The following is a 19,323-nucleotide window of genomic DNA, read 5'->3' as shown; positions in this document are numbered from 1 at the left end:
TTCCCTATTCGGCTGCCTTAGCAGCAACATCTATTGGTTGCGCCATAGCGATAATTTCATCTTTATGCTCAACTAAGTAGGCTTTGGCCTGTCGTACGCATGTTAAGCCATACTCCAATACCCATCGATCTGCTTTAGCCTCCAGATCGGCCCCCATTTTTTCAATCGACGCAATCTCTTCGTCGATCTTTGAGATACGCTCAAAAATTCGTTTTTCAACCAGGTCGCGTGGTAATTCTTCTGCAAATCGCAAAAATAAGAAGAATTCTGAACGAAATACATCCTCATTAGGGTCTTCAAACAGCGAATTGATGAAACTCTCGCGACCACTATCGGTGATTGCATAAACTCGCTTTGCGGGTTTTCCGTCCTGTTGTTGGACACAACTGGTCACCAATTCTTCTTCTTCAAGCTTTGAAAGTGCGGGGTAGATTGACCCAAAGCTTGCTTCAAGAAAAAAGGAGAAATCGCCTTCGGTCGAACGCTTCCGGATATCGTATCCGGTCGTTTCGCCTTGCGTTAAAATCGCTAGACAGACTGTTCTTACATTCATAGGCCATACTCGTTCGATATATATCGAATATATATAGGCAGTGGAATCTTAAGAACAAGAGACTTTTGTTCAATTTGTCGTGTTAACCAAGACAAATTGGCCCATTGGGTTAATAGACAATGAGGAGACTGAATTCAGAAGATTAGTTATCCAACAAGCTTTGTCATGATCTGCACGGCGTCAGCTGCGGTCTTGGCGTCTGCCGCTGCAACAAAGTAAGGGTTGTAAAATTTATCGGCCGTTTTGCCGTAGTTGAGTGGCGCGCCATCCAGTTTCAGCACGACCCCACCAGCACGCAGCAAGATGGCCTGACCTGCGGCAATATCCCACTCACATGTTGGCGTAAAGCGCGGATAGAGCAATGCGTCGCCTCTTGCAACAAGGCACAGTTTTAGGGAAGATCCAACGCTGATATCTTCCTCAATGTCGAGCATTTCGCAAAGCGTACCCAGTGCCTTGTGACCATGGGATCGACTGGCGACAATTTTGCGGGGGCCGTCTGCTCGTGTCAATAGTTTTACGTAGCTTGCGTTGCTGTCAGCGTCTGTTGTGATTGAGAATGCGCCGTTGGCATCGCCAACAAATTCCAGCCCAAGCGCCGGAGCGGTGACAACGCCAGCGACGGGTAAGCCATTTTCAATCAAAGCAATGTTTACGGTGAACTCGCCGTTTCGCTTGATGAACTCTTTCGTCCCGTCGAGCGGATCAACAACAAAGAAACGATTGCCCAGTTCAGGAATCTTGCCTGCAGCAACGCTTTCCTCTCCCAAAAGAGGGAGGTTTGTGGAGGCCAGATGATTGACAATTATGTCCTCAGCATTTTGATCTGCGACAGTAACCGGCGAGCCATCATTTTTGTGCTCAACGTCAACACCGGCATTGTAATGGCGCATAATTTCCGCGCCAGCCAACCGTGCGGCGACCAACATTTGCTGAGTTAGTTCATCAATCACAATTATTGTCCGATCAGGTATTTTCGACTTCGATGTCAAGACCAATATCCAGTGGCATTGATGCCATTGTGATTTTACTTGTCGAAATAAACTCAACGCCAGATTCAGCGATTTTTCGGATAGATTTCAGATCAACGCCGCCAGATGCTTCCAGCCGAGCTTGCCCCTTATTCAAACGCACAGCTTCTCGCAGTTTCTTGGGGGACATATTGTCCAACAGAACGGCGGTGGCGCCAGCGTCTAATGCCTCTGCGAACTGTTCGAGATTATCGACTTCAACTTCAATGGACATCAAATGCCCAGCGAATGCACGCGCCGCATGAACCGCAGCACTGACACTACCCGCAACTGCAATGTGGTTGTCTTTGATCAAAATCGCGTCGTCTAAACCAAATCTGTGGTTCGACCCGCCTCCACATTTGACAGCGTATTTTTCAAACGCACGAAGGCCGGGCGTCGTTTTACGGGTGCAGCAGACTTTTGCGTCTGTTCCGTCAACTTCATTCATGAACACCCGCGTATAGCTGGCAATACCACTCATATGGCACATATAGTTAAGTGCGACCCGTTCGGCAGACATGATATGGCGCGCATTGCCCGATATGCGAGCAATATTGTCGCCCGGTGAAACGATTTCGCCATCAGTAACCAGAGCTTCAAATGTTAATGTGGGATCGATCTGCCTAAATGCTTCGCGTGCGAGATCGATACCAGCGATAATGCCGGGTTCTCGAACATTCATGACGGCCACCGCAACAGCTTCTTTGGGCAAAGTTGCCTGTGTTGTGACGTCGCCCGCCATGCCTAAATCTTCGAGCAAAGCGTTTCGAACCGCTTGCTCAACAATTGGAGCAGAGAGTTCTGCGGGGTGAGCTGGTGAATTGGTCAATGGAGAACCTCAATATTGTGTTGGTTCTGATTTAGAAGGATTTCGACCGGGCTGCAAGCCATTCAACTTGTTTCAGTCGGTTTGGCTGGGAAATATGATTGTAGGGTTACCGGGTGCCCAAAGCGGAAACTTTGACATAATTGAGGAAAATCGGTCGGACACCAGAAACGCGTTGAGCCACTCAATGGTGTTTTTAAACTCTTGCGCTTCAAACCAGTCTTTATCCACCGATGCGAATTGTCGCACAAAAGGCAGAATACAAATATCTGCAAGCGCAATTCGGTTTCCAAATAAAAACGCATCTGCCAGTTTTTGATCCAAAATCTGCAAAAATGTAACCGCATTGTCCCGCGCCGCTTTCGCCAATTCCGGTTCGGCATGGAAACTATATTTGTAGCGATCCAGCAAGGGCTTGAATTCGACATCGCTTTGCTCGATCAGGTCGAGCATATCTTGTTTGGAACCAGATGGAGGGTCGAGCAGTTGTTCGGGGTCGTTGGCATCCAACGACCAAAGAACGATATCAAGGCTCTCCTCTAAAACCGTGCCGTTAGGCAATTGCAATACAGGTACAGTTGCTTTGGGTGATATCTCCACCATATGTGCCGGCTTGTCGCGCAAAACGATTTCGCGCAATTCACATGAGAGCTTCGCGGACATGATTGCGAGCCGTGCTCTCATTGCGTAGGGGCAGCGACGAAAGCTGTATAGGATTGGAAGGTCTGTCATTCTTATTGTTTATCAATAATTTAGGGGAACTTCTAGATTCAACATCAAAGAAATCCCCGCGCTGACGCAAATGTACGCAGAGCTACTTAAAATCGCAATTTTCCAACAATCTGATTTGCATTTTCATGTCGGATGTCGTTTAGTTTAACCATATTTTAGTAATATTTGAAGTGTTCACATGACCAAAAACCTAGCAAAGCGCCAACAATCGTCATCTCAGGAAGAATTTGCTTATAAGGTTCTTCCCAATTCTGACCTTCCGTTCAATCGCCAAGAGAACATTGATCGGTTCTGGCCAAACCTTGGGCAAATTGAAAGTAACTTCGACATCTCCAATTCGACAGTTTGGTCCTACATGCAGTTCAATGGCCGGGCCGCGTTCAATCCGAGTTTGCTGGATGACTTTCATAAAATGCATCGAAACATCTCTTCTTTTAAGCAAGAAATGCAGGAGCATTTTAAGTTCCTCGTGCTCGGATCAAGAGATCCTGACTTTTTTTGTTTGGGAGGAGACTTAGAGCACTTCTCAAATTGCATCGCTCGGAAGGACCGCCAAGGGCTTTTTGAGTATGGACTTTCAAGTGTCCAAATTCTTTACCAAACATGGAAAACCACCAACCAAGGCGTTATCACCATCGGTCTAGTCCAAGGTGATGCGCTGGGCGGTGGATTTGAATCCCTGTTGTCCTTCGATCTAATTTGCGCTGAAAAGGGCGCCAAATTTGGTTTCCCTGAGCATCTGTTTGGCCTGTTTCCCGGCATGGGCGGCATTACGCTGTTGGGCCGAAAATTAGGGTTCGCCAAAGCTGAGCAGTTGGTTAGAACTGGCAAATCAATGGATGCTGAAGAACTATATGATCTTGGTGTTGTACACATCCTGTCGGAACCGGGTGAGGGACACAAAGATATCAAAAAGTTCATTTCAAGAACGATCAATAGACAAGAAGCTGCCTGCGCCTATCACTTGGCCGCAAAACGTGCCAATCCGCTCTCTTTTAGTGAGTTGGAAGACATTGTGAAACTTTGGGTCGACGCTGCCATCCAGGTCACGCCGAAGGAGTTGAAGATCATGCAACGCCTCGTAAACGCCCAGTCCAACAAATCCAATGGCGGTTGATCAGTGAAGCTCTAACCAACGTCACTAACTGCTGGCATCTGTTCGCCGATGAGTGCCCGAGCTGCTTCGGCATCCATTGGCCGACCGGTGAAATAACCTTGGATATGGGTGACGCCAACCGATTTTAGGAAGTCCAATTGTTCCTGGGTTTCAACGCACTCTGCGACAACTGTTATGTCGAGCGCTTTACCGATTTCGGCGACAGCTGTTGCGACGGCTGCAGAACTTGGGTTTGTTTCAAGATCGCGGATGAAACTGCCGTCAATCTTGATTTTGTTGAAGGCAAACCGTTGTAATTGGCTCAACGATGAATATCCGGTACCAAAATCATCCAGTGAGATTTTGATGCCAATATCCCGCAGTTGATTTAGCTGCTTTTGGCTTTTTTCCATATCTTCAATGAAGGCTGTTTCAGTAATTTCTAACTCCAACAGTTCTGGTGGGAATTTATACCGTTTCAACTGAGAAGTCAGATATTGCGAAAAGCGCGAATCTTGGAACTGAACAGCAGAAAAATTCACAGAAATTTGGGTGCGAACGGGCCATTTCGAAGCAATCTTGATGGCCTCTTTTGTCACCCATCTCCCAATTTCAATGATTTGACCCGTTTCTTCGGCAGCAGGAATGAACTTTGCCGGGGTCATTCTTCCGTTGGTTGGATGCGTCCAGCGGATCAAGCACTCGAAGCTGGCAATTGATTTGTCGTGCGCGTCTACAATCGGCTGGAATGCAAGTTTGAAATGGCGTTTTTCAAGCGCTTGCTTAATGTCGAGTTCCATCGCCCGCATTTGCTGCATCCGCTGATCCATTTGAGGCTCAAAATAGGCCAGTTTATTGCGCCCAGCTTTCTTCGCCGCGTAAAGCGCCATATCGGCACGTTTGAGCAGCAGATCCGCGTCTTTGCCATCTTTTGGTGCAATGACGATACCCACTGAGGCGCCGATTTGAATAAAATGCGAATTGACATTGAACGGCTGGTGTAGCGCATCAACAATCTGTTGGGCGAGGTCGCGCGGGGTACGTGCATGTGGCGCAAGCGATTGAATGACCAAGAATTCATCGCCTGCCATTCGGGCAACGTCGCCTTCATCAAGACAAACATCACAAATTCGATCAGCAACTTGTTGGAGCAACATATCGCCAATTGGGTGTCCCAATGTGTCGTTTACGCTCTTAAAATGGTCCAAATCGATGTAATGAACCGCAAGTTCAGAAGCATCGTTCATTTCATGCAGTTTTTTGACGAATAACTCGTGTACAGAAACACGGTTCATCAAGCCTGTAAGTTGGTCCACCCACGCCAAGTTGCGAATGCGGGCTTCAGCTTTTTCTCGTTCGGTCACATCAGCAAAAACGATGACGATATTGTTATTTTCCATTCGTCTAGACGAGGCTGCCACATACCGACCGTTGCTCAGTTTAGCTGTTTCACGCAAACCGTCACTGTCAGTCTCAGATGAGCCCGATTGATCAACGATTTTAGAATGGTCTTCCAAATGAAAAGCCGAGAGGATTTCTTGGATAGACGTGCCGACTTTAAATAAGCTCGGGTCGACATCAATTATATCCGCGACCTTTGTGTTCCAAACGATGAGTTTTCGATCTTGATCAAACATGCACAAGCCATGTGACATGTTGGTTAGAGCTGCATCAAAGCGCTTCGCTTGTTCTTCAAACGATTTAGCGAGCACTTCAACGCGCTGCTTGTTCTCAAGCGCATCAATAATAGTCTTGCGCATCGCAATCGTAATGTCGCTGATGCCGATTGTGAACAGTACCAGTCCGGCCCAGCCAAAATTGTTCACCATCGTTGAGTGTTGAGTCTGGACGATCAAGCCAATCCACATTGGAATGGTTGTGAGATAAAGTTGTGACAGAGCAAGGTAGGGGCGGCCAGCATTGCGCGCGGCAATACTCGTGCCATATCCGGCACATGTAATGGCTAGGATTTCGTGAAGTTCAGTGTTTGGTTCTCTAACGATGGCAAAAAATGCCAAGAGACCCAAACATAAGGAAAACAGGTTTGCGCCAGACATGAACGCAAATTCCCAGTTTTTTGCCTCATGCACACCAATAGTGCGCCCTCGACGCATATAGATAAGGCCGATGATCAACCGATATACAGAGATAAGCGCTAGTGTATATCCGAACGCACGAACCAGCCCGTCATCCGTGTAGACAAAGATGAAAATGGCAATCGCAAACCCGATAACCACGCCGGTCACAAACGAAGTGAAGGGGTGAAACAAACCATCAACAAGGTGCGCGCGAATGACCGGAGAAAGCTGTCGCTCTGACCTGATGGTGTCTAAAAGTCTTCCAAACATCTTAAAACCTATCTAATATTCTGACTTGAATATACCGGGTAAATATATACTTGCCGTTAAAACCTTTAATTATGATTTAGACACCCAACTTCACGACATTTGATGTTTTTTGTTTGTTTTCAAACGGTTCTTGCGGTTTGTTGAATTTTGTTTGTTCCCGATCGATCTCGTCGAATATTTGAGTATGAAGCGCCATCACCAATTGCGCATTTGTACTGATTGAATTATCATCGCTGCCAACATGTAAACAAAAGCCTACGCGGCGCGCCGTATCATCGGCAAGCGACGTTGGGCACGGAGCATAATGTGGTCGATGATGTTCGGCCCGTGGTTGACGAGCAAAGTCAGGGATCTAAGTCGCCCAAGAACCGTCCGCATTCAGATGCCGACGCTTCAGAGGTGGCAAAGCATCCCCCACAGCCCAAGTCAGCCGAGAAAAAACGGGCGCGTAAAAGCAATAATAAGCCACATGGTGGCCGAAAGCCGAATAGTGCAAATCCTTCTACCTCCAGTAGAAGTGGCCTATATGGTGCATTGGATCTTGGCACCAACAATTGCCGACTGCTGTTGGCGCGGCCCACTGCAGCCGGGTTTAAAGTTGTGGATGGTTTTTCAAGAATCGTGCGGTTGGGCGAGGGATTGTCCCAGACTGGCAGATTATCTCAAGAAGCCATGGACCGCACGATAGATGCGTTGCGGGCGTGTAAATCCAAAATTGAGAATCAAAACGTGGCCAAGGTGCGTTTGATTGCGACCGAAGCTTGCCGTTCTGCTGAAAACGCCGCGGGATTTTTATCCCGAATAGAAACTGAGGTCGGCATTTCGCTAGAGGTGGTGGATCGACAAACCGAAGCCCAACTCGCCGTAACAGGATGTGCTGATCTGGTTGAACCCGGCGTTGCTGGTGCTATCATTTTTGACATTGGTGGCGGGTCTTCGGAGCTGGCTTGGTTGGATTTTCGCGGCGGGCGCCCCAAAAGCCCTGGCAAAATGGCATCCTCCATTCGATCATGGCAATCCTTGCCGGTTGGTGTTGTCTCGATTGCAGAGAAGTTCGACGGTGTAAACGTCACCCCTGAAAGTTTTGAAGAAATGGTCGCCTATGTTGCGAGCCATCTCAAAAAGTTTAAAGGGCGCGATAAGCTTAAGCGCACGCTTGAGGAACATCCGATGCACCTTGTGGGCACGTCCGGCACGGTAACAACACTGGCTGGTTTGCATTTAGGGCTAGAACGATACGACCGCTCAAAAGTGGACGGATTGTGGATGCGCTCTGAACAAATCGCTGACACCATGCGCGTGCTGATCAATATGGATTATGAAAAGCGCAAAGCAAACGCCTGCATTGGCAAAGAACGCGCAGACTTGGTGTTACCCGGCTGTGCGATTTTTGAAGCCATACGTCGTGAGTGGCCCTGTGATCGGGTAAGAGTTGCCGACAGGGGCTTGCGCGAGGGGATTTTAATTTCCCTCATGTCGCAGGACCGGGTATGGTCGCGTCCAGCCAGCAGCGGCCCGCGCCGTCGTCGTAAATCCAAACTGAAATCTGAGCCTATGCGCCAAAGTTCAAACCAAAGGACCGTCTCATGAAAGAGAAAGTCAAAGTTAAAGGCACCAAGCGTTTAGGCACTAAAGCGGGCGGCCTTAAAAAAGCAAAAATCAACGCCAGAGCCCTAAAGCGCAACACCCAACAACGCAAAGAGGCGCGCGAAGGTGAAGACGCGAAGCCGGCTAAATCCAAAAAGCGCAATACCGATGCGCGGGGATTGAACGCGCGCGTGAAAACGGCAAAAGGGCGGACAACGTCATCTACCAATTGGCTAAAACGTCAGTTGAACGATCCCTATGTGCGCAAAGCAAATCATGAGGGACGTCGCTCCCGCGCGGCTTACAAAATTATTGAGTTGAACGAGAAGCACAATCTACTGCGGCCCGGCATGCGCGTTGTTGATTTGGGCTGCGCGCCCGGCGGTTGGTGTGAAGTTTGTACAGAGGTTTTGGGTATTGACCAAGAAGACCCGAAGGTCGTCGGTATCGATTATTTGGAAATGGGCGAGTTGCCCGGCGTTATCTTTTTGCAAAAAGACTTCAATGATGATGATGCGCCAGACGCCTTGATGAAAGCCCTTAAGGGCAAAAAAGTTGATCTGGTTTTGTCAGATATGGCAGCGCCGACAACTGGGCATCGACCAACGGATCATATCCGCATTATGGCGCTGGTGGAAATTGCAGCCGATTTCGCCATCAAAATTCTCAATCCAGACGGTATATTCGTCGCCAAGGTTTTCCAAGGTGGTACGGAACATGAATTGCTGAGAGAGCTTAAGAAGCACTTCAAGACGACCTTGCACGCTAAGCCGCCAGCATCTCGTCAAGATTCGGCAGAAACTTATCTCATCGCCAAAGGGTTTAAGGGCTAGGCGTTCAACACTTAGCTTACCGTTTTGCCAATGTGACCGGACACCTCGTCGCCAACTTGCTTTGATAAACCAAGGAGAGGGATCAACGACAAGAAGGTGAGTACCGCGAGGATGAGGAATGTTGTTTGTATTTCGGCAACCCCCACTTCGACACCTCGCACGAATGCAAGGCCCTCAAGCAGCAGAGCGGCAAACGCAACACCAAAGGCAAACGCCAGCTGGATAGACACTGAGCTAATGACCGTAGCGGAGCCTGATAAATCGCTCGGCGTTTGGGTAAATGTCAGCGTGTTTAGCGATGTAAAATACATCGAGCGGAAGAACCCCATAAACAACAAGATCGACATGATGATCCAAATTGGGGTTTGCGCGGTGAAGAAGCCGTGGGTGATCGAAAGAACACCCGATACGCAAACGCCAGCGATCAAAAGCGAGCGGAAGCCAAACGCCCCAAGTGCAGGTTTGAGGAAAAACTTCATCAAAATCGCACCACCCGCACCGATAAAGGTAATCATGCCGGATTCAAACGGTGAGTAACCAAACCCAATTTGTAGCATGAGCGGGAAAAGAAACGGTGTGCCCCCAATTGAAATACGAAAGACAAAACCGGCAACGGTCGCGGTACGGAAAATAGGCTCTTCAAATACTTTGAGATCCAGAACAGGGTTTTCAACGCGGCGTGCATGGACAATGTAGAGCAGCCCACAAATCAACCCCGCAATCGCAACCGACACACCAAATATTGGTGGTAGCGCGGGCAAGCTGACAACTGAAAGCCCAAAAATAAGCCCGGAAAAGCAACTGCCAGTCAATAAGAAACCAATCCAGTCGAGCTTGCGTGATTCTCGGTGTCCGGTGCCGCCTAGATATTTGCTGGCCAAAATAATGCCAATTATCCCGATGGGGATATTGATGTAAAAAATCCAGTGCCAAGAGAAATAGGTGGTCAAAAATCCGCCGACCGGTGGACCCGCCAATGGACCAAACAATGCGGGCATGGTCAGCCAAGCCCAAGCGTTGATCAGGTCCTTCTTCGGTGTATTGCGAATTAGGATCAGCCGCGCCAAAGGCGTCATCATCGATCCGCCAATACCCTGTAAAAACCGAGCTAAAACAAAAGTAGTTAGCGAGTCGGCAAAAGCGCATGCCACAGAACCGAGCATGAACACCAGAATTGCGCCGCGAAACACATTTCGCGCACCATATCGGTCAGCCATCCAGCCGCTGATGGGAATAAAAACGGCCAAAGCAACAAGGTACGCCGCCAACGCCAATTTGAGCGAAATTGGCTCAGATCCAATGTCCGCCGCAATAGCTGGCAGGGACGTGGCGATCACGGTGGAATCCATCATTTCCATGAACAATGCCACCGCCAAAATAAGCGGTGTGATGCGATTTGACATAATACCTAAAGACTCAATGGTTGGACCAACATAGTCGCACGACATTCATTGTGACGCAAATGTCATGAGAATTTGTTTTATCCGCCCCTATGCAAAGGGCTGATGTCATGGTAGTGACCCTCGCCAACCAGTAGAATGGTGGCGAAGCTCTCCACCAGTCTCATGCATATCCTTTCATTCGTGTTTTTAGACGGAGGGTCACGCCCGTGGCAAAAATCATTTCTACAGCAACCGGTGATACCGCACTGACGTTCGACGACGTTTTGTTGCAGCCAGCCCAGTCAAGTGTAATGCCTGCTGATGTTGACCTGAAAGCAAGGGTCACAAAAGACATCGAATTGAATTTGCCAATTCTTTCGTCGGCTATGGACACTGTTACTGAGTCAAAAATGGCCATTGCGCTCGCACAAGCTGGTGGACTTGGTGTTATCCACCGCAACCTGACCCCAGAAGAACAAGCTGAGCAAGTCAAACAGGTCAAGCACTTTGAAAGTGGCATGGTCGTTAACCCGATCACGATTGGACCAGACGCGAAATTGTCTGACGCATTCGGCGTTATGGAAAGCCGCAATATTTCAGGCATTCCAGTGGTTGAAGGCGGTGGCACTGGCGGTCGGAAATCGGGCAAGCTGCTCGGTATTTTGACGAACCGCGACGTGCGCTTTGCGACAAACCCAAATCAGCCCGTTTCGGAGTTGATGACCAAAGAAAACCTAATCACAGTCCGTGATGCGGCGACCCAAGACGAAGCCAAACGTTTGCTACACGCTAATCGCATTGAAAAGCTTTTGGTGGTGGACGATGCTTACAATTGTGTTGGCTTGATCACTGTTAAAGATATCGAAAAAGCCCAATTGCACCCAAACGCTATTAAAGACAGCAAAGGCCGACTGCGCTGCGCAGCGGCTTCTACGGTCGGCGACAAAGGGTATGAGCGTTGCTTGCAGCTTATAGAAGCTGAAGTTGATCTGCTGGTTATCGATACCGCACATGGTCACAATGTTGAGGTGGCTAAAATTGTAACGCGCCTCAAAAAAGAAAATTCCAATATCCGCATCGTCGCGGGTAATGTCGCTACTGCCGCAGCAACGCGGGCGCTAATCGACGCGGGTGCGGATGCTGTTAAAGTTGGCATTGGGCCGGGTTCAATTTGTACAACGCGGATTATTGCTGGGGTAGGCGTGCCGCAACTGGCTGCTGTCATGGCCTGTGCTGAAGAAGCTGCGAAATCTGACATTCCAATCATTGCAGACGGCGGAATCAAATTCTCAGGCGATTTAGCTAAAGCATTGGCCGGTGGTGCAAGTTGCGCTATGGTCGGGTCGCTTTTAGCAGGAACAGATGAGAGCCCAGGCGAAGTTTACCTCTATCAAGGGCGTTCATATAAATCATATCGCGGCATGGGTTCTGTGGGCGCTATGGCGCGCGGTTCTGCTGATCGTTATTTCCAACAGGATGTCAGCGACTCGATGAAACTTGTGCCCGAAGGCATAGAAGGCCAAGTGCCTTACAAAGGTGCCGCGGGTGCAATTTTGCACCAATTGGCAGGCGGCTTGCGTGCCTCTATGGGTTACACCGGCGCTGCTAACTTGAAGGACTTCACGGCCAACGCCGAGTTCGTAAAAATCTCGGGTGCTGCGCTAAGTGAAAGCCACGTACACGACGTTTCGATCACTCGCGAAAGCCCAAATTATCGTGGCGGGCGTTAACCACACATGATTTTCGTAGAGAAATTGTTGCTGTTGGCGGTGTTCGCACAAGTATTTTTGACCTTCTTGGTTCTCATCATACTTGGCCGCCGTCGGCTGCCGCTTGTTTCTTCTCAACAGATCAACGTTTCTGACATCGCGGTTGAAAGCAAAGCATGGCCATTGTCGGCACAATTGGCGTCGAACAATCTTGCCAACCAATTCCAATTGCCGGTTATGTTTTATGCCTTGGCAGCAATTTGCTTGGCCACCAATCAAACAAACCTGTGGTTGGCCATTCTTGCAGTGCTTTTTGTTTTTTCTCGCTATATACATACAGCGATCCACATCACGACGAACCGGGTATATCGCCGTTTCGTCGCGTATGTGACTGGTATGGCCATTCTCGCTATAATGTGGCTCGGCTTTGCCATTCAAACTCTAATTTTGTGAGGCGCAAATGCGTTTACCCGGTCGGCTGAATGCCGCTATTGAAGTTTTAGCGGATATTGAAAAACGCAAGCGGCCTGTTGGCGATGCGCTAAAGGACTGGGGCCTCGCTCACCGTTTTGCGGGCTCAGGCGATCGCGCCGCAATCGGCAACATTGTCTATGATGCATTGCGCAAAAAACTGTCGCACGCCCATGTGGCGCGGTCACAAAGCGCACGCAGTCTCGCCTTTACGACTTTGGTTCGTGACTGGGGTGAAGTGCCTGAAAAGTTGAATGCCAGCTTTGAAGGCGACAAGTTCGCACCAGAAGTTTTGTCGGAAAAAGAAATCGAGACCCTTTTGCGCGACAATCCATTGTTGGACGCACCTGAGCACGTGCAGGCCGATATTCCAGAATGGACCCAAAGTTCGTTTGAAAGCAATTTTGCGGAGGAATGGATCGCCGAAGGGCAGGCGCTGGCACAGCGACCGCCATTGGACATTCGGGTCAATCATCTGAAGTCGACGCGCGAGAAAGTACTCAAAGCACTTAAGCACACTAATGCGGAGCCGACCTCTATTGCAACAAACGGCATTCGAATTGCGGCGGGCACGCGAGATTCGCGCACACCAAATGTGCAAGCTGAAGAGGCGTTCAAAAAAGGCCGCTACGAAATTCAGGACGAGGGCAGCCAGATTGTCTCAGAGCTGATCTTTGCCCGTCCGGGTGAAAAGGTTCTCGATCTTTGTGCTGGCGCTGGGGGTAAAACTTTGGCCATGGGCGCAATGATGGAAAGCAAAGGCCAATTGTTTGCTTACGATAGCGATAAGTCTCGTTTAGCGCCTATTTGGGATCGGATTAAGCGTTCCGGATTGCACAATATTCAAGTGCGTCAGCCCCACCATGACGAACCGCTAACGGATCTAATTGGCAATATGGACCGGGTCGTTTTAGATGCACCTTGCACAGGTTCGGGCACCTGGCGTCGCCGCCCGGATGCTAAATGGCGATTGACCAAGCAACTTTTAGAACAGCGCCTGCAAGAGCAAGAAGAAGTGCTTTCTCAGTCAGTTCCTTTTGTAAAAGTTGGCGGATTTCTCGTTTACATAACTTGCTCGATTTTCCCTGAGGAAAACGAGGGGCAAATCTACGCCTTTATGGAAGAAAATCCGAATTTCGAACTTTTGTCCGCAGGCGAAGTTTGGCAAGACCTTTATGGTTTTGATAAACCGATGCCATGGTCGAGCGACTTGAAATCCGTAACGCTGACACCTGCGTCAACAAACACCGATGGCTTTTTCTTCTCTGTTCTACAGCGAACCGCGTAAGGGCACGGCACGTCACGTTTAGGCATTTTTAATTGACAGATGTGATTATGCACCTTTGATGACAACTCACTGGTGCATGTATGGCTGTTGCCCTTCAACAGGAACAGAAAAATCAAGTTCGACTTGCAGAGCTAATCGCCGCTCTAAGCCAAGCGCTTGATATAACTGATGGGCAGCCAAAAGGACACTCAGCGCGCGCCTGTTGGGTGGGCATGTCCATTGGCAAGTTTCTAAATTTCCGGCACGAGGACTTATCACACCTGTATTATGCGGTTCTGTTGAAAGATTTGGGCTGTTCTAGCAATGCGTCGCGCTTATGTGCGCACTACCTGACAGACGACCTCACGTTCAAATTTGCTTATAAAAAGGTAGATGGTAGTCTGCCCCAAGCATTGAGTTTTGTTATTCGGAACACTGGTCCAAAGGCGACATTCGCCGAAAAATTCAGATCAATTATTAGGTCATTGCGTTTAGGGCAAGAATTTCCACGCCAGCTTTTGGAAACCAGATGCCAACGAGGTGCGGAAATTGCGCGGCAGATGCGGTTCTCCGAACCAGTTGCCGAAGCGCTGTTGAGTTTAGACGAACACTGGGATGGCAGCGGAAATCCCGAGGGCAGGAAGGGCAAAGCCATTCCAAAATTCTCTCAAATCGCGCTTTTAAGCCAAATTGTTGATGTGTTCTTCGAAGCGGGGGGAAGAGCGCAAGCAATTGAAGTTGTTCAGTCTCGCAGCGGCACTTGGTTCGACCCCAATTTGGTCAAAGCATTTTTGGTCGTCGCAAAAGACGATGCATTTTGGCAGACATTGGCAGATCCGGACTTGCCGCTTGCCATATACCAACATGAACCAACTCAAAATCAGATTATTGCCGACGAGGACTATCTGGACGATGTCGCTCAAGGCTTCGCGAAAGTGGTCGATTCTAAAAGTCCATATACAGCTGGTCATTCAGATCGAGTGATGTTGTTTTCTGATCTCATCGCTGAGGAAATGGGCGTATCTCAAGCTCAAAGACGCAATCTGCGCCGAGCCGCACTCTTGCACGATATTGGCAAGTTGGGTGTGAGCAATACGGTTTTGGACAAACCGGGACGTTTGGATGACATCGAGTTTGCGGCGGTCAAAAAGCATCCGATATATTCACGCCAAATCCTATCCAATGTTACCGCGTTTCGCAGTCTAGTACATGTCGCCGGCGGTCATCACGAACGCTTGGACGGCAAGGGCTATCCTGACGGGCTAGAAGGCGATGAGATCGATTTGGATACACGCATCGTAACCGTTGCAGATATCTTTGATGCGCTAACGGCAGATCGCCCATACCGAGCAGCAATGTCGGTGGAAAAGTCCATGTCGATCTTAGAAGATATGGTCGATAGCGCAATCGATCGCGATTGTTTTGAAGCGCTTAAGCGCGCTGTGGCCAAGTTCGATGAATTGCCCAAATCTTCAAGTGCAGTAGCTTAGACAAAAAAAGAGGCCGAAACAATTTCGACCTCTTCAAATTCATTTAAGCAACTTTTGGTCCGCGTGATCGGTTGCCACCGCCAGCGCCGCCAGCTGGACCGCCACGACGTTTACCGTTAGGTGGGCCGCTGCGCTTTTGCTGACCGTCGCGTCTTGGTTTAGCTGAAAATGGCTTATCGCCACGACCGCCCTCAGCGCGTTCACCGCCATCACGACGACCTTCAGGCTTCGCGCCACCGCGTGAGCGATTGCCGCCTGCATTGCCACCTTTACGGTGATTGCCGTCAGAACCGCGAGGACGACGTTGGCCACCACCTCCACCGCCACCACGACGGAACGAACGTTTTGCGCCAGATGAACGCGGAATGTCCAATTCAACTGGTTCGCCGTTTGTGTCAAATGCTGAGATCGGTACACCGATTGTGCGCTGAATATCGCCCAACAGACCCAATTCTTCAGTAGATACGAGTGAAATAGCAATTCCTGATGCGCCAGCACGCGCTGTACGACCAATACGGTGTACATATGCTTCTGGAACTTCTGGAAGGTCATAGTTTACGACCAAACCAACACCTGGAACGTCGATGCCGCGTGCAGCAATATCAGTCGCGACCAATACGCGCGTTTTTCCTTTGCGGAAATCCTGCAGCGCACGTTCGCGTTGATTGTGCGATTTGTTACCATGAATGGCAGCCGCACGAATGTTTGAAACGCCCAAACGCTTGGTCACTTTATCAGCACCGTGCTTTGTGCGGGTAAAGACGATGATTTGCTCGCCTTCATACTCCAACAAAAGATCGCTGATTGATTCCATCTTGGCTTTTTGGCCGATGGCGATAACTTTTTGCTCAATCCGGTCCGCAGTTTTGGTTTCAGGGATAACTGAAATTTCAAGCGGGTTGGTCAAGTGGTTGGTCGTTAGCTTGCGGATCTCTTTAGGCATTGTCGCTGAGAACAACATCGTTTGACGTTTTTCAGGCAACAATTCCAAAATGGAGCGGATAGCAGGTAAAAACCCGATATCAAGCATTTGGTCAGCTTCGTCCAAAACAACAGTTTCAACAGCGCTCAAATCGATGAACTTTTGATCGATCATGTCAATCAAACGACCAGGCGTGGCGACCAAAATATCTACACCATGCTGCAAAGCATGCTTTTGACGATGATATGAAACACCACCAACGATAATGGTAGAACGCAAAGGCACACGTGTTGTGAACCGTTTTATTGTGTCGTGAATTTGAGCTGCCAATTCGCGAGTAGGCGAAATGATCAAAGCACGAATTTTGCGCTGTTTTGTTGCAGGGATGTTTTCAGCAAGCCGAGCAATAGTCGGCAGTGCGAACGCTGCGGTTTTACCAGTTCCTGTCTGCGCCAAGCCAACAATATCGCGGCCTTCAAGGGCAGCGGGAATAGCTTGAGATTGAATAGGAGTTGGTTCTGAATATTCTAAATTAGCCAAGCATGTTAGGATCGGCTGGCTAAGGCCGAACGATTCAAATGTCAAAGGAGGCATCTTTCCAATTTTGACGCCTACTACATTGCATTTGATCGTCATTGACCATTTTTACAAAACAACAAAATGTTGCTAGTCGGCGCTGCAGCCAATAAAAGGCCGCTTTTAAGTTGGCGCTTTATTGTCCAATGTCGCGCTCCAAGTCAAGGGATATTAATGCATGGCTGCATTGCATGCCATTATCCTTAATCGCTTGACCTCTCCTCAAAACTTGATAATCTCATAAAAGAGAATTATTCTCGCTTAAGAGATTGCTATGACAGATCTACCAGAACGCTTGGCGGCACGCCTCAAACTGCTTCGAGCCGAGCATGCGCTTTCGCTTGATCAATTGGCAATAAAAAGCGGCATTAGTCGAGCAACTTTATCAAGGCTCGAAAAGTTTGAAGTTAGTCCAACCGCCCAAGTATTGGGAAAATTATGCGCTGTGTACCAACTACCCATGTCCAGATTGCTGGCCATGGTAGAGGAAGAGTTCGAACCATATTTACCCTATGAAAGCCAAAAGGTTTGGCGCGATGAGGCAAATGGGTTTACCCGAACAAGCATTTCCCCGCCGGCAACAGGTCTAGGTGCAGAACTTGTGCGCTGCGCTTTGGAGCCTGGGAAACGAATTTCCTATGATCAACCATCGCTGAGCGGCCTTGAGCATCATCTCTATATGCTGGAAGGCGAACTCGAATTGCTGGCTGACGGGGTAACCCATCATTTAAAGTCAGGCGATTGCCTACGTTATCAACTGTTTGAGGCCTCGCGGTTTTCAACGCCGGAGCATTCAGGCGCAATATATCTTCTTGTTTTGGTGTGACGAACTGGAGTTCTAATAATGATAAAGCAAATTAGCGCGGATGAGATTGAGACGCATCTGGACCAGTTGGTAGACATTCTGTGTCAGACGGTGTCGCAAGATGGAGCCGTTGGCTTTGTTGCACCGCTTGGTCCAATTGATGCAGCTGCGTTTTGGCAGAAAATAATAATGCCACAACTCGAAAACGGCGATCGGCTTATGTTTGTGGCGCTCGAAGGCGAACAAATTGCTGGCACCGGACAGTTAATTGTTGGGATGCCAAACAATCAACCCCATCGCGCCGAAATCTCAAAACTGATGGTTCACCCGAACTTTCGAAGAAAAGGATATGCCAAGCGCGTCATGCAGGTGCTGGAGCGTGCTGCAATCGAGCAAGGGCGATCACTGATTACCCTAGATACCCGCACCGGGGACGGTGCAGAACCGCTTTACACCTCGCTTGGGTACAAGGTCGCGGGCATCATTCCTCAGTTTGCAAAGAATGCTGTGGGCGATGAGTTTCATGCCACCACATACATGTATAAGTTGCTGAAATGAACGTCGCGAATATTTGGCTGATTTTTGCTTCGTTTCTGGGCGGTGCGTTGATTGCAGCTCAAGGACCAATTTATGCACGTATGTCGCTTGCATTCGACAGCACAATCGCCGCTGCGCTTGTGGCGTTTTTACTGGCAACCGCAGCGATCGGCGTCATCGCCATCATCACAAAAACCAGCTTGCCAAATTTGTCTCAACTCAATGCCGCACCTAAATGGGTGTGGTTGGGTGCGTTGGTTGGAGTTTATCAAGTGCTGATTTCCATTTCAGCGGTGCCTAAATTGGGTGTTGGCCCATTCATTTTGATTGTCGTTTTTGGCCAAATCATTGCTAGCCAATTGTACGACCAATTTGCATGGTTTGATTTGGAGCAGCGCAACATAAGTATCAAGGCGATGGCGGGCGTGGCGCTCATGTCAGCCGGTTTGATGCTGGTTGTGTGGCGTTAGGCCGAAAAATTTGAACAACCATAAGATTTTGCCCTGAATCAGACCAATTGCTGGTTGCACAACCTACTGTTTGAAGGTAAAGCGTCGCCATGACAGCAAAAGAACATCAATCCATCCTAATTGTAGACTTCGGCTCGCAAGTTACCCAGCTAATTGCTCGGCGTTTGCGCGAACTAAATGTCTATTGCGAAATCCATCCATTTTCGAGCGCGGCCACTGCGCTTAAAGACATGAACCCACGCGGAATTATTCTTTCCGGTGGACCTGCAAGCGTGCTGGACGAACATGCACCCCACATTGACCAATCTTTGCTGGATGCGGGATTGCCAATTTTGGGAATTTGTTACGGACAACAAGCACTTTGTGTGGCGCTAGATGGTAAAGTAGAAGCGGGTCATGATGCTGAATATGGCCGGGCAACACTAAACATCGAAAAACCATGCTCTCTGTTTGGTGACGAATGGGCCGTTGGCGGTGAACAGCAGGTTTGGATGAGCCACGGCGATCGGGTCACGAAAATTCCAACCGGGTTTGAAGTTGTCGCGACTTCAACTGGCGCGCCATTGGCTGTTATTGCTAATGAGGAAAGTCGCATTTGGGCGGTTCAGTTCCATCCAGAAGTACACCATACGCCAAAAGGCGCCGAGCTTTACCGCAACTTCGTCATGAATGTTTGCGGCTGTACCGGCGACTGGACCATGGGTGC

General features: G+C 49.0%; 18 protein-coding genes. 11 read left to right on the top strand and 7 right to left on the bottom strand.

The features are described from left to right. Positions 1-4: 4 nt before the first annotated feature. The 4 genes from ACSHWX_RS07440 to ACSHWX_RS07425 form a co-directional block, all read right to left on the bottom strand. A complete protein-coding gene (locus ACSHWX_RS07440; protein ID WP_435667571.1) occupies positions 5-553 on the bottom strand; it encodes a helix-turn-helix transcriptional regulator in 549 nt (182 codons plus the stop codon). 146 nt (positions 554-699) lie between these two features. Then, complete coding sequence (gene cysQ / locus ACSHWX_RS07435) at positions 700-1,506, bottom strand: 3'(2'),5'-bisphosphate nucleotidase CysQ (protein WP_435667570.1); 807 nt, start codon at positions 1,504-1,506, stop codon at positions 700-702. 13 nt (positions 1,507-1,519) lie between these two features. After that, positions 1,520-2,395: a carboxylating nicotinate-nucleotide diphosphorylase gene (gene nadC, locus ACSHWX_RS07430; RefSeq protein WP_435667569.1), complete on the bottom strand. Its 876-nt coding sequence runs from the start codon at positions 2,393-2,395 to the stop codon at positions 1,520-1,522. Between the two features lie 72 nt (positions 2,396-2,467). Further along, positions 2,468-3,124, bottom strand: coding sequence for a glutathione S-transferase (locus tag ACSHWX_RS07425; protein ID WP_435667568.1), 657 nt, complete (start codon positions 3,122-3,124; stop codon positions 2,468-2,470). A 178-nt stretch (positions 3,125-3,302) separates the two neighbouring features. Between ACSHWX_RS07425 and ACSHWX_RS07420 the strand changes: the two genes are divergently transcribed. Continuing rightward, entirely contained in the window at positions 3,303-4,241 is a 939-nt protein-coding gene (locus ACSHWX_RS07420) for a crotonase/enoyl-CoA hydratase family protein (protein ID WP_435667567.1), read from the top strand. An 11-nt stretch (positions 4,242-4,252) separates the two neighbouring features. Here the strand turns inward: ACSHWX_RS07420 and ACSHWX_RS07415 are convergent, their stop codons facing one another. Then, positions 4,253-6,568 carry a putative bifunctional diguanylate cyclase/phosphodiesterase gene (locus ACSHWX_RS07415; RefSeq protein WP_435667566.1) on the bottom strand — a complete coding sequence of 772 codons (2,316 nt, stop codon included), beginning with the start codon at positions 6,566-6,568 and terminating at the stop codon, positions 4,253-4,255. Between the two features lie 306 nt (positions 6,569-6,874). On the opposite strand from ACSHWX_RS07415, the gene ACSHWX_RS07410 reads away from it, so the two are divergent. Both ACSHWX_RS07410 and ACSHWX_RS07405 read left to right on the top strand, forming a co-directional pair. Then, entirely contained in the window at positions 6,875-8,158 is a 1,284-nt protein-coding gene (locus ACSHWX_RS07410; protein WP_435667565.1) for a Ppx/GppA phosphatase family protein, read from the top strand. Further along, entirely contained in the window at positions 8,155-8,988 is an 834-nt protein-coding gene (locus tag ACSHWX_RS07405; protein WP_435667564.1) for an RlmE family RNA methyltransferase, read from the top strand. The genes ACSHWX_RS07410 and ACSHWX_RS07405 overlap by 4 nt, the downstream gene beginning before the upstream one ends. A gap of 11 nt (positions 8,989-8,999) precedes the next feature. On the opposite strand, the gene ACSHWX_RS07400 is transcribed toward ACSHWX_RS07405, so the two are convergent. Continuing rightward, complete coding sequence (locus tag ACSHWX_RS07400) at positions 9,000-10,391, bottom strand: DHA2 family efflux MFS transporter permease subunit (protein ID WP_435667563.1); 1,392 nt, start codon at positions 10,389-10,391, stop codon at positions 9,000-9,002. Between the two features lie 206 nt (positions 10,392-10,597). Here ACSHWX_RS07400 and guaB point away from each other — a divergent pair, with 206 nt between their 5' ends. The 4 genes from guaB (at position 10,598) to ACSHWX_RS07380 (ending at position 15,307) form a co-directional block, all read left to right on the top strand. After that, complete coding sequence (gene guaB / locus ACSHWX_RS07395) at positions 10,598-12,100, top strand: IMP dehydrogenase (RefSeq protein ID WP_435667562.1); 1,503 nt, start codon at positions 10,598-10,600, stop codon at positions 12,098-12,100. A 6-nt stretch (positions 12,101-12,106) separates the two neighbouring features. Beyond that, a complete protein-coding gene (locus tag ACSHWX_RS07390; protein WP_435667561.1) occupies positions 12,107-12,532 on the top strand; it encodes an MAPEG family protein in 426 nt (141 codons plus the stop codon). Between the two features lie 7 nt (positions 12,533-12,539). Then, a complete protein-coding gene (locus ACSHWX_RS07385; RefSeq protein ID WP_435667560.1) occupies positions 12,540-13,838 on the top strand; it encodes an RsmB/NOP family class I SAM-dependent RNA methyltransferase in 1,299 nt (432 codons plus the stop codon). An 80-nt stretch (positions 13,839-13,918) separates the two neighbouring features. Next, positions 13,919-15,307, top strand: a complete 1,389-nt coding sequence (locus ACSHWX_RS07380) for an HD-GYP domain-containing protein (RefSeq protein ID WP_435667559.1) — start codon at positions 13,919-13,921, stop codon at positions 15,305-15,307. 43 nt (positions 15,308-15,350) lie between these two features. Here ACSHWX_RS07380 and ACSHWX_RS07375 read toward each other — a convergent pair whose 3' ends face one another. Then, entirely contained in the window at positions 15,351-16,823 is a 1,473-nt protein-coding gene (locus tag ACSHWX_RS07375; RefSeq protein ID WP_435667558.1) for a DEAD/DEAH box helicase, read from the bottom strand. Positions 16,824-17,079: 256 nt separating this feature from the next. On the opposite strand from ACSHWX_RS07375, the gene ACSHWX_RS07370 reads away from it, so the two are divergent. The 4 genes from ACSHWX_RS07370 to guaA all read left to right on the top strand — a co-directional run. Beyond that, positions 17,080-17,631, top strand: coding sequence for a helix-turn-helix domain-containing protein (locus tag ACSHWX_RS07370; RefSeq protein ID WP_435667557.1), 552 nt, complete (start codon positions 17,080-17,082; stop codon positions 17,629-17,631). 18 nt (positions 17,632-17,649) lie between these two features. Continuing rightward, the gene (locus ACSHWX_RS07365) at positions 17,650-18,168 is read left to right on the top strand and encodes an N-acetyltransferase family protein (RefSeq protein ID WP_435667556.1); all 519 of its coding nucleotides are present in this window, start codon (positions 17,650-17,652) and stop codon (positions 18,166-18,168) included. After that, on the top strand, positions 18,165-18,617 hold the full coding sequence (locus ACSHWX_RS07360; protein WP_435667555.1) for a DMT family transporter: 453 nt from the start codon (positions 18,165-18,167) through the stop codon (positions 18,615-18,617). Before ACSHWX_RS07365 ends, ACSHWX_RS07360 begins: the two co-directional genes overlap by 4 nt. Before the next feature lie 89 nt (positions 18,618-18,706). Beyond that, a partial coding sequence (guaA, locus tag ACSHWX_RS07355) for a glutamine-hydrolyzing GMP synthase (protein WP_435667554.1) occupies positions 18,707-19,323 on the top strand: 617 nt, incomplete at its 3' end.

The sequence above is a fragment of the Maritalea sp. genome (assembly GCF_051251695.1).
Taxonomy (GTDB): Bacteria; Pseudomonadota; Alphaproteobacteria; order Rhizobiales; family Devosiaceae; genus Maritalea.
This window is presented reverse-complemented; position numbering and strand designations above follow the sequence as displayed.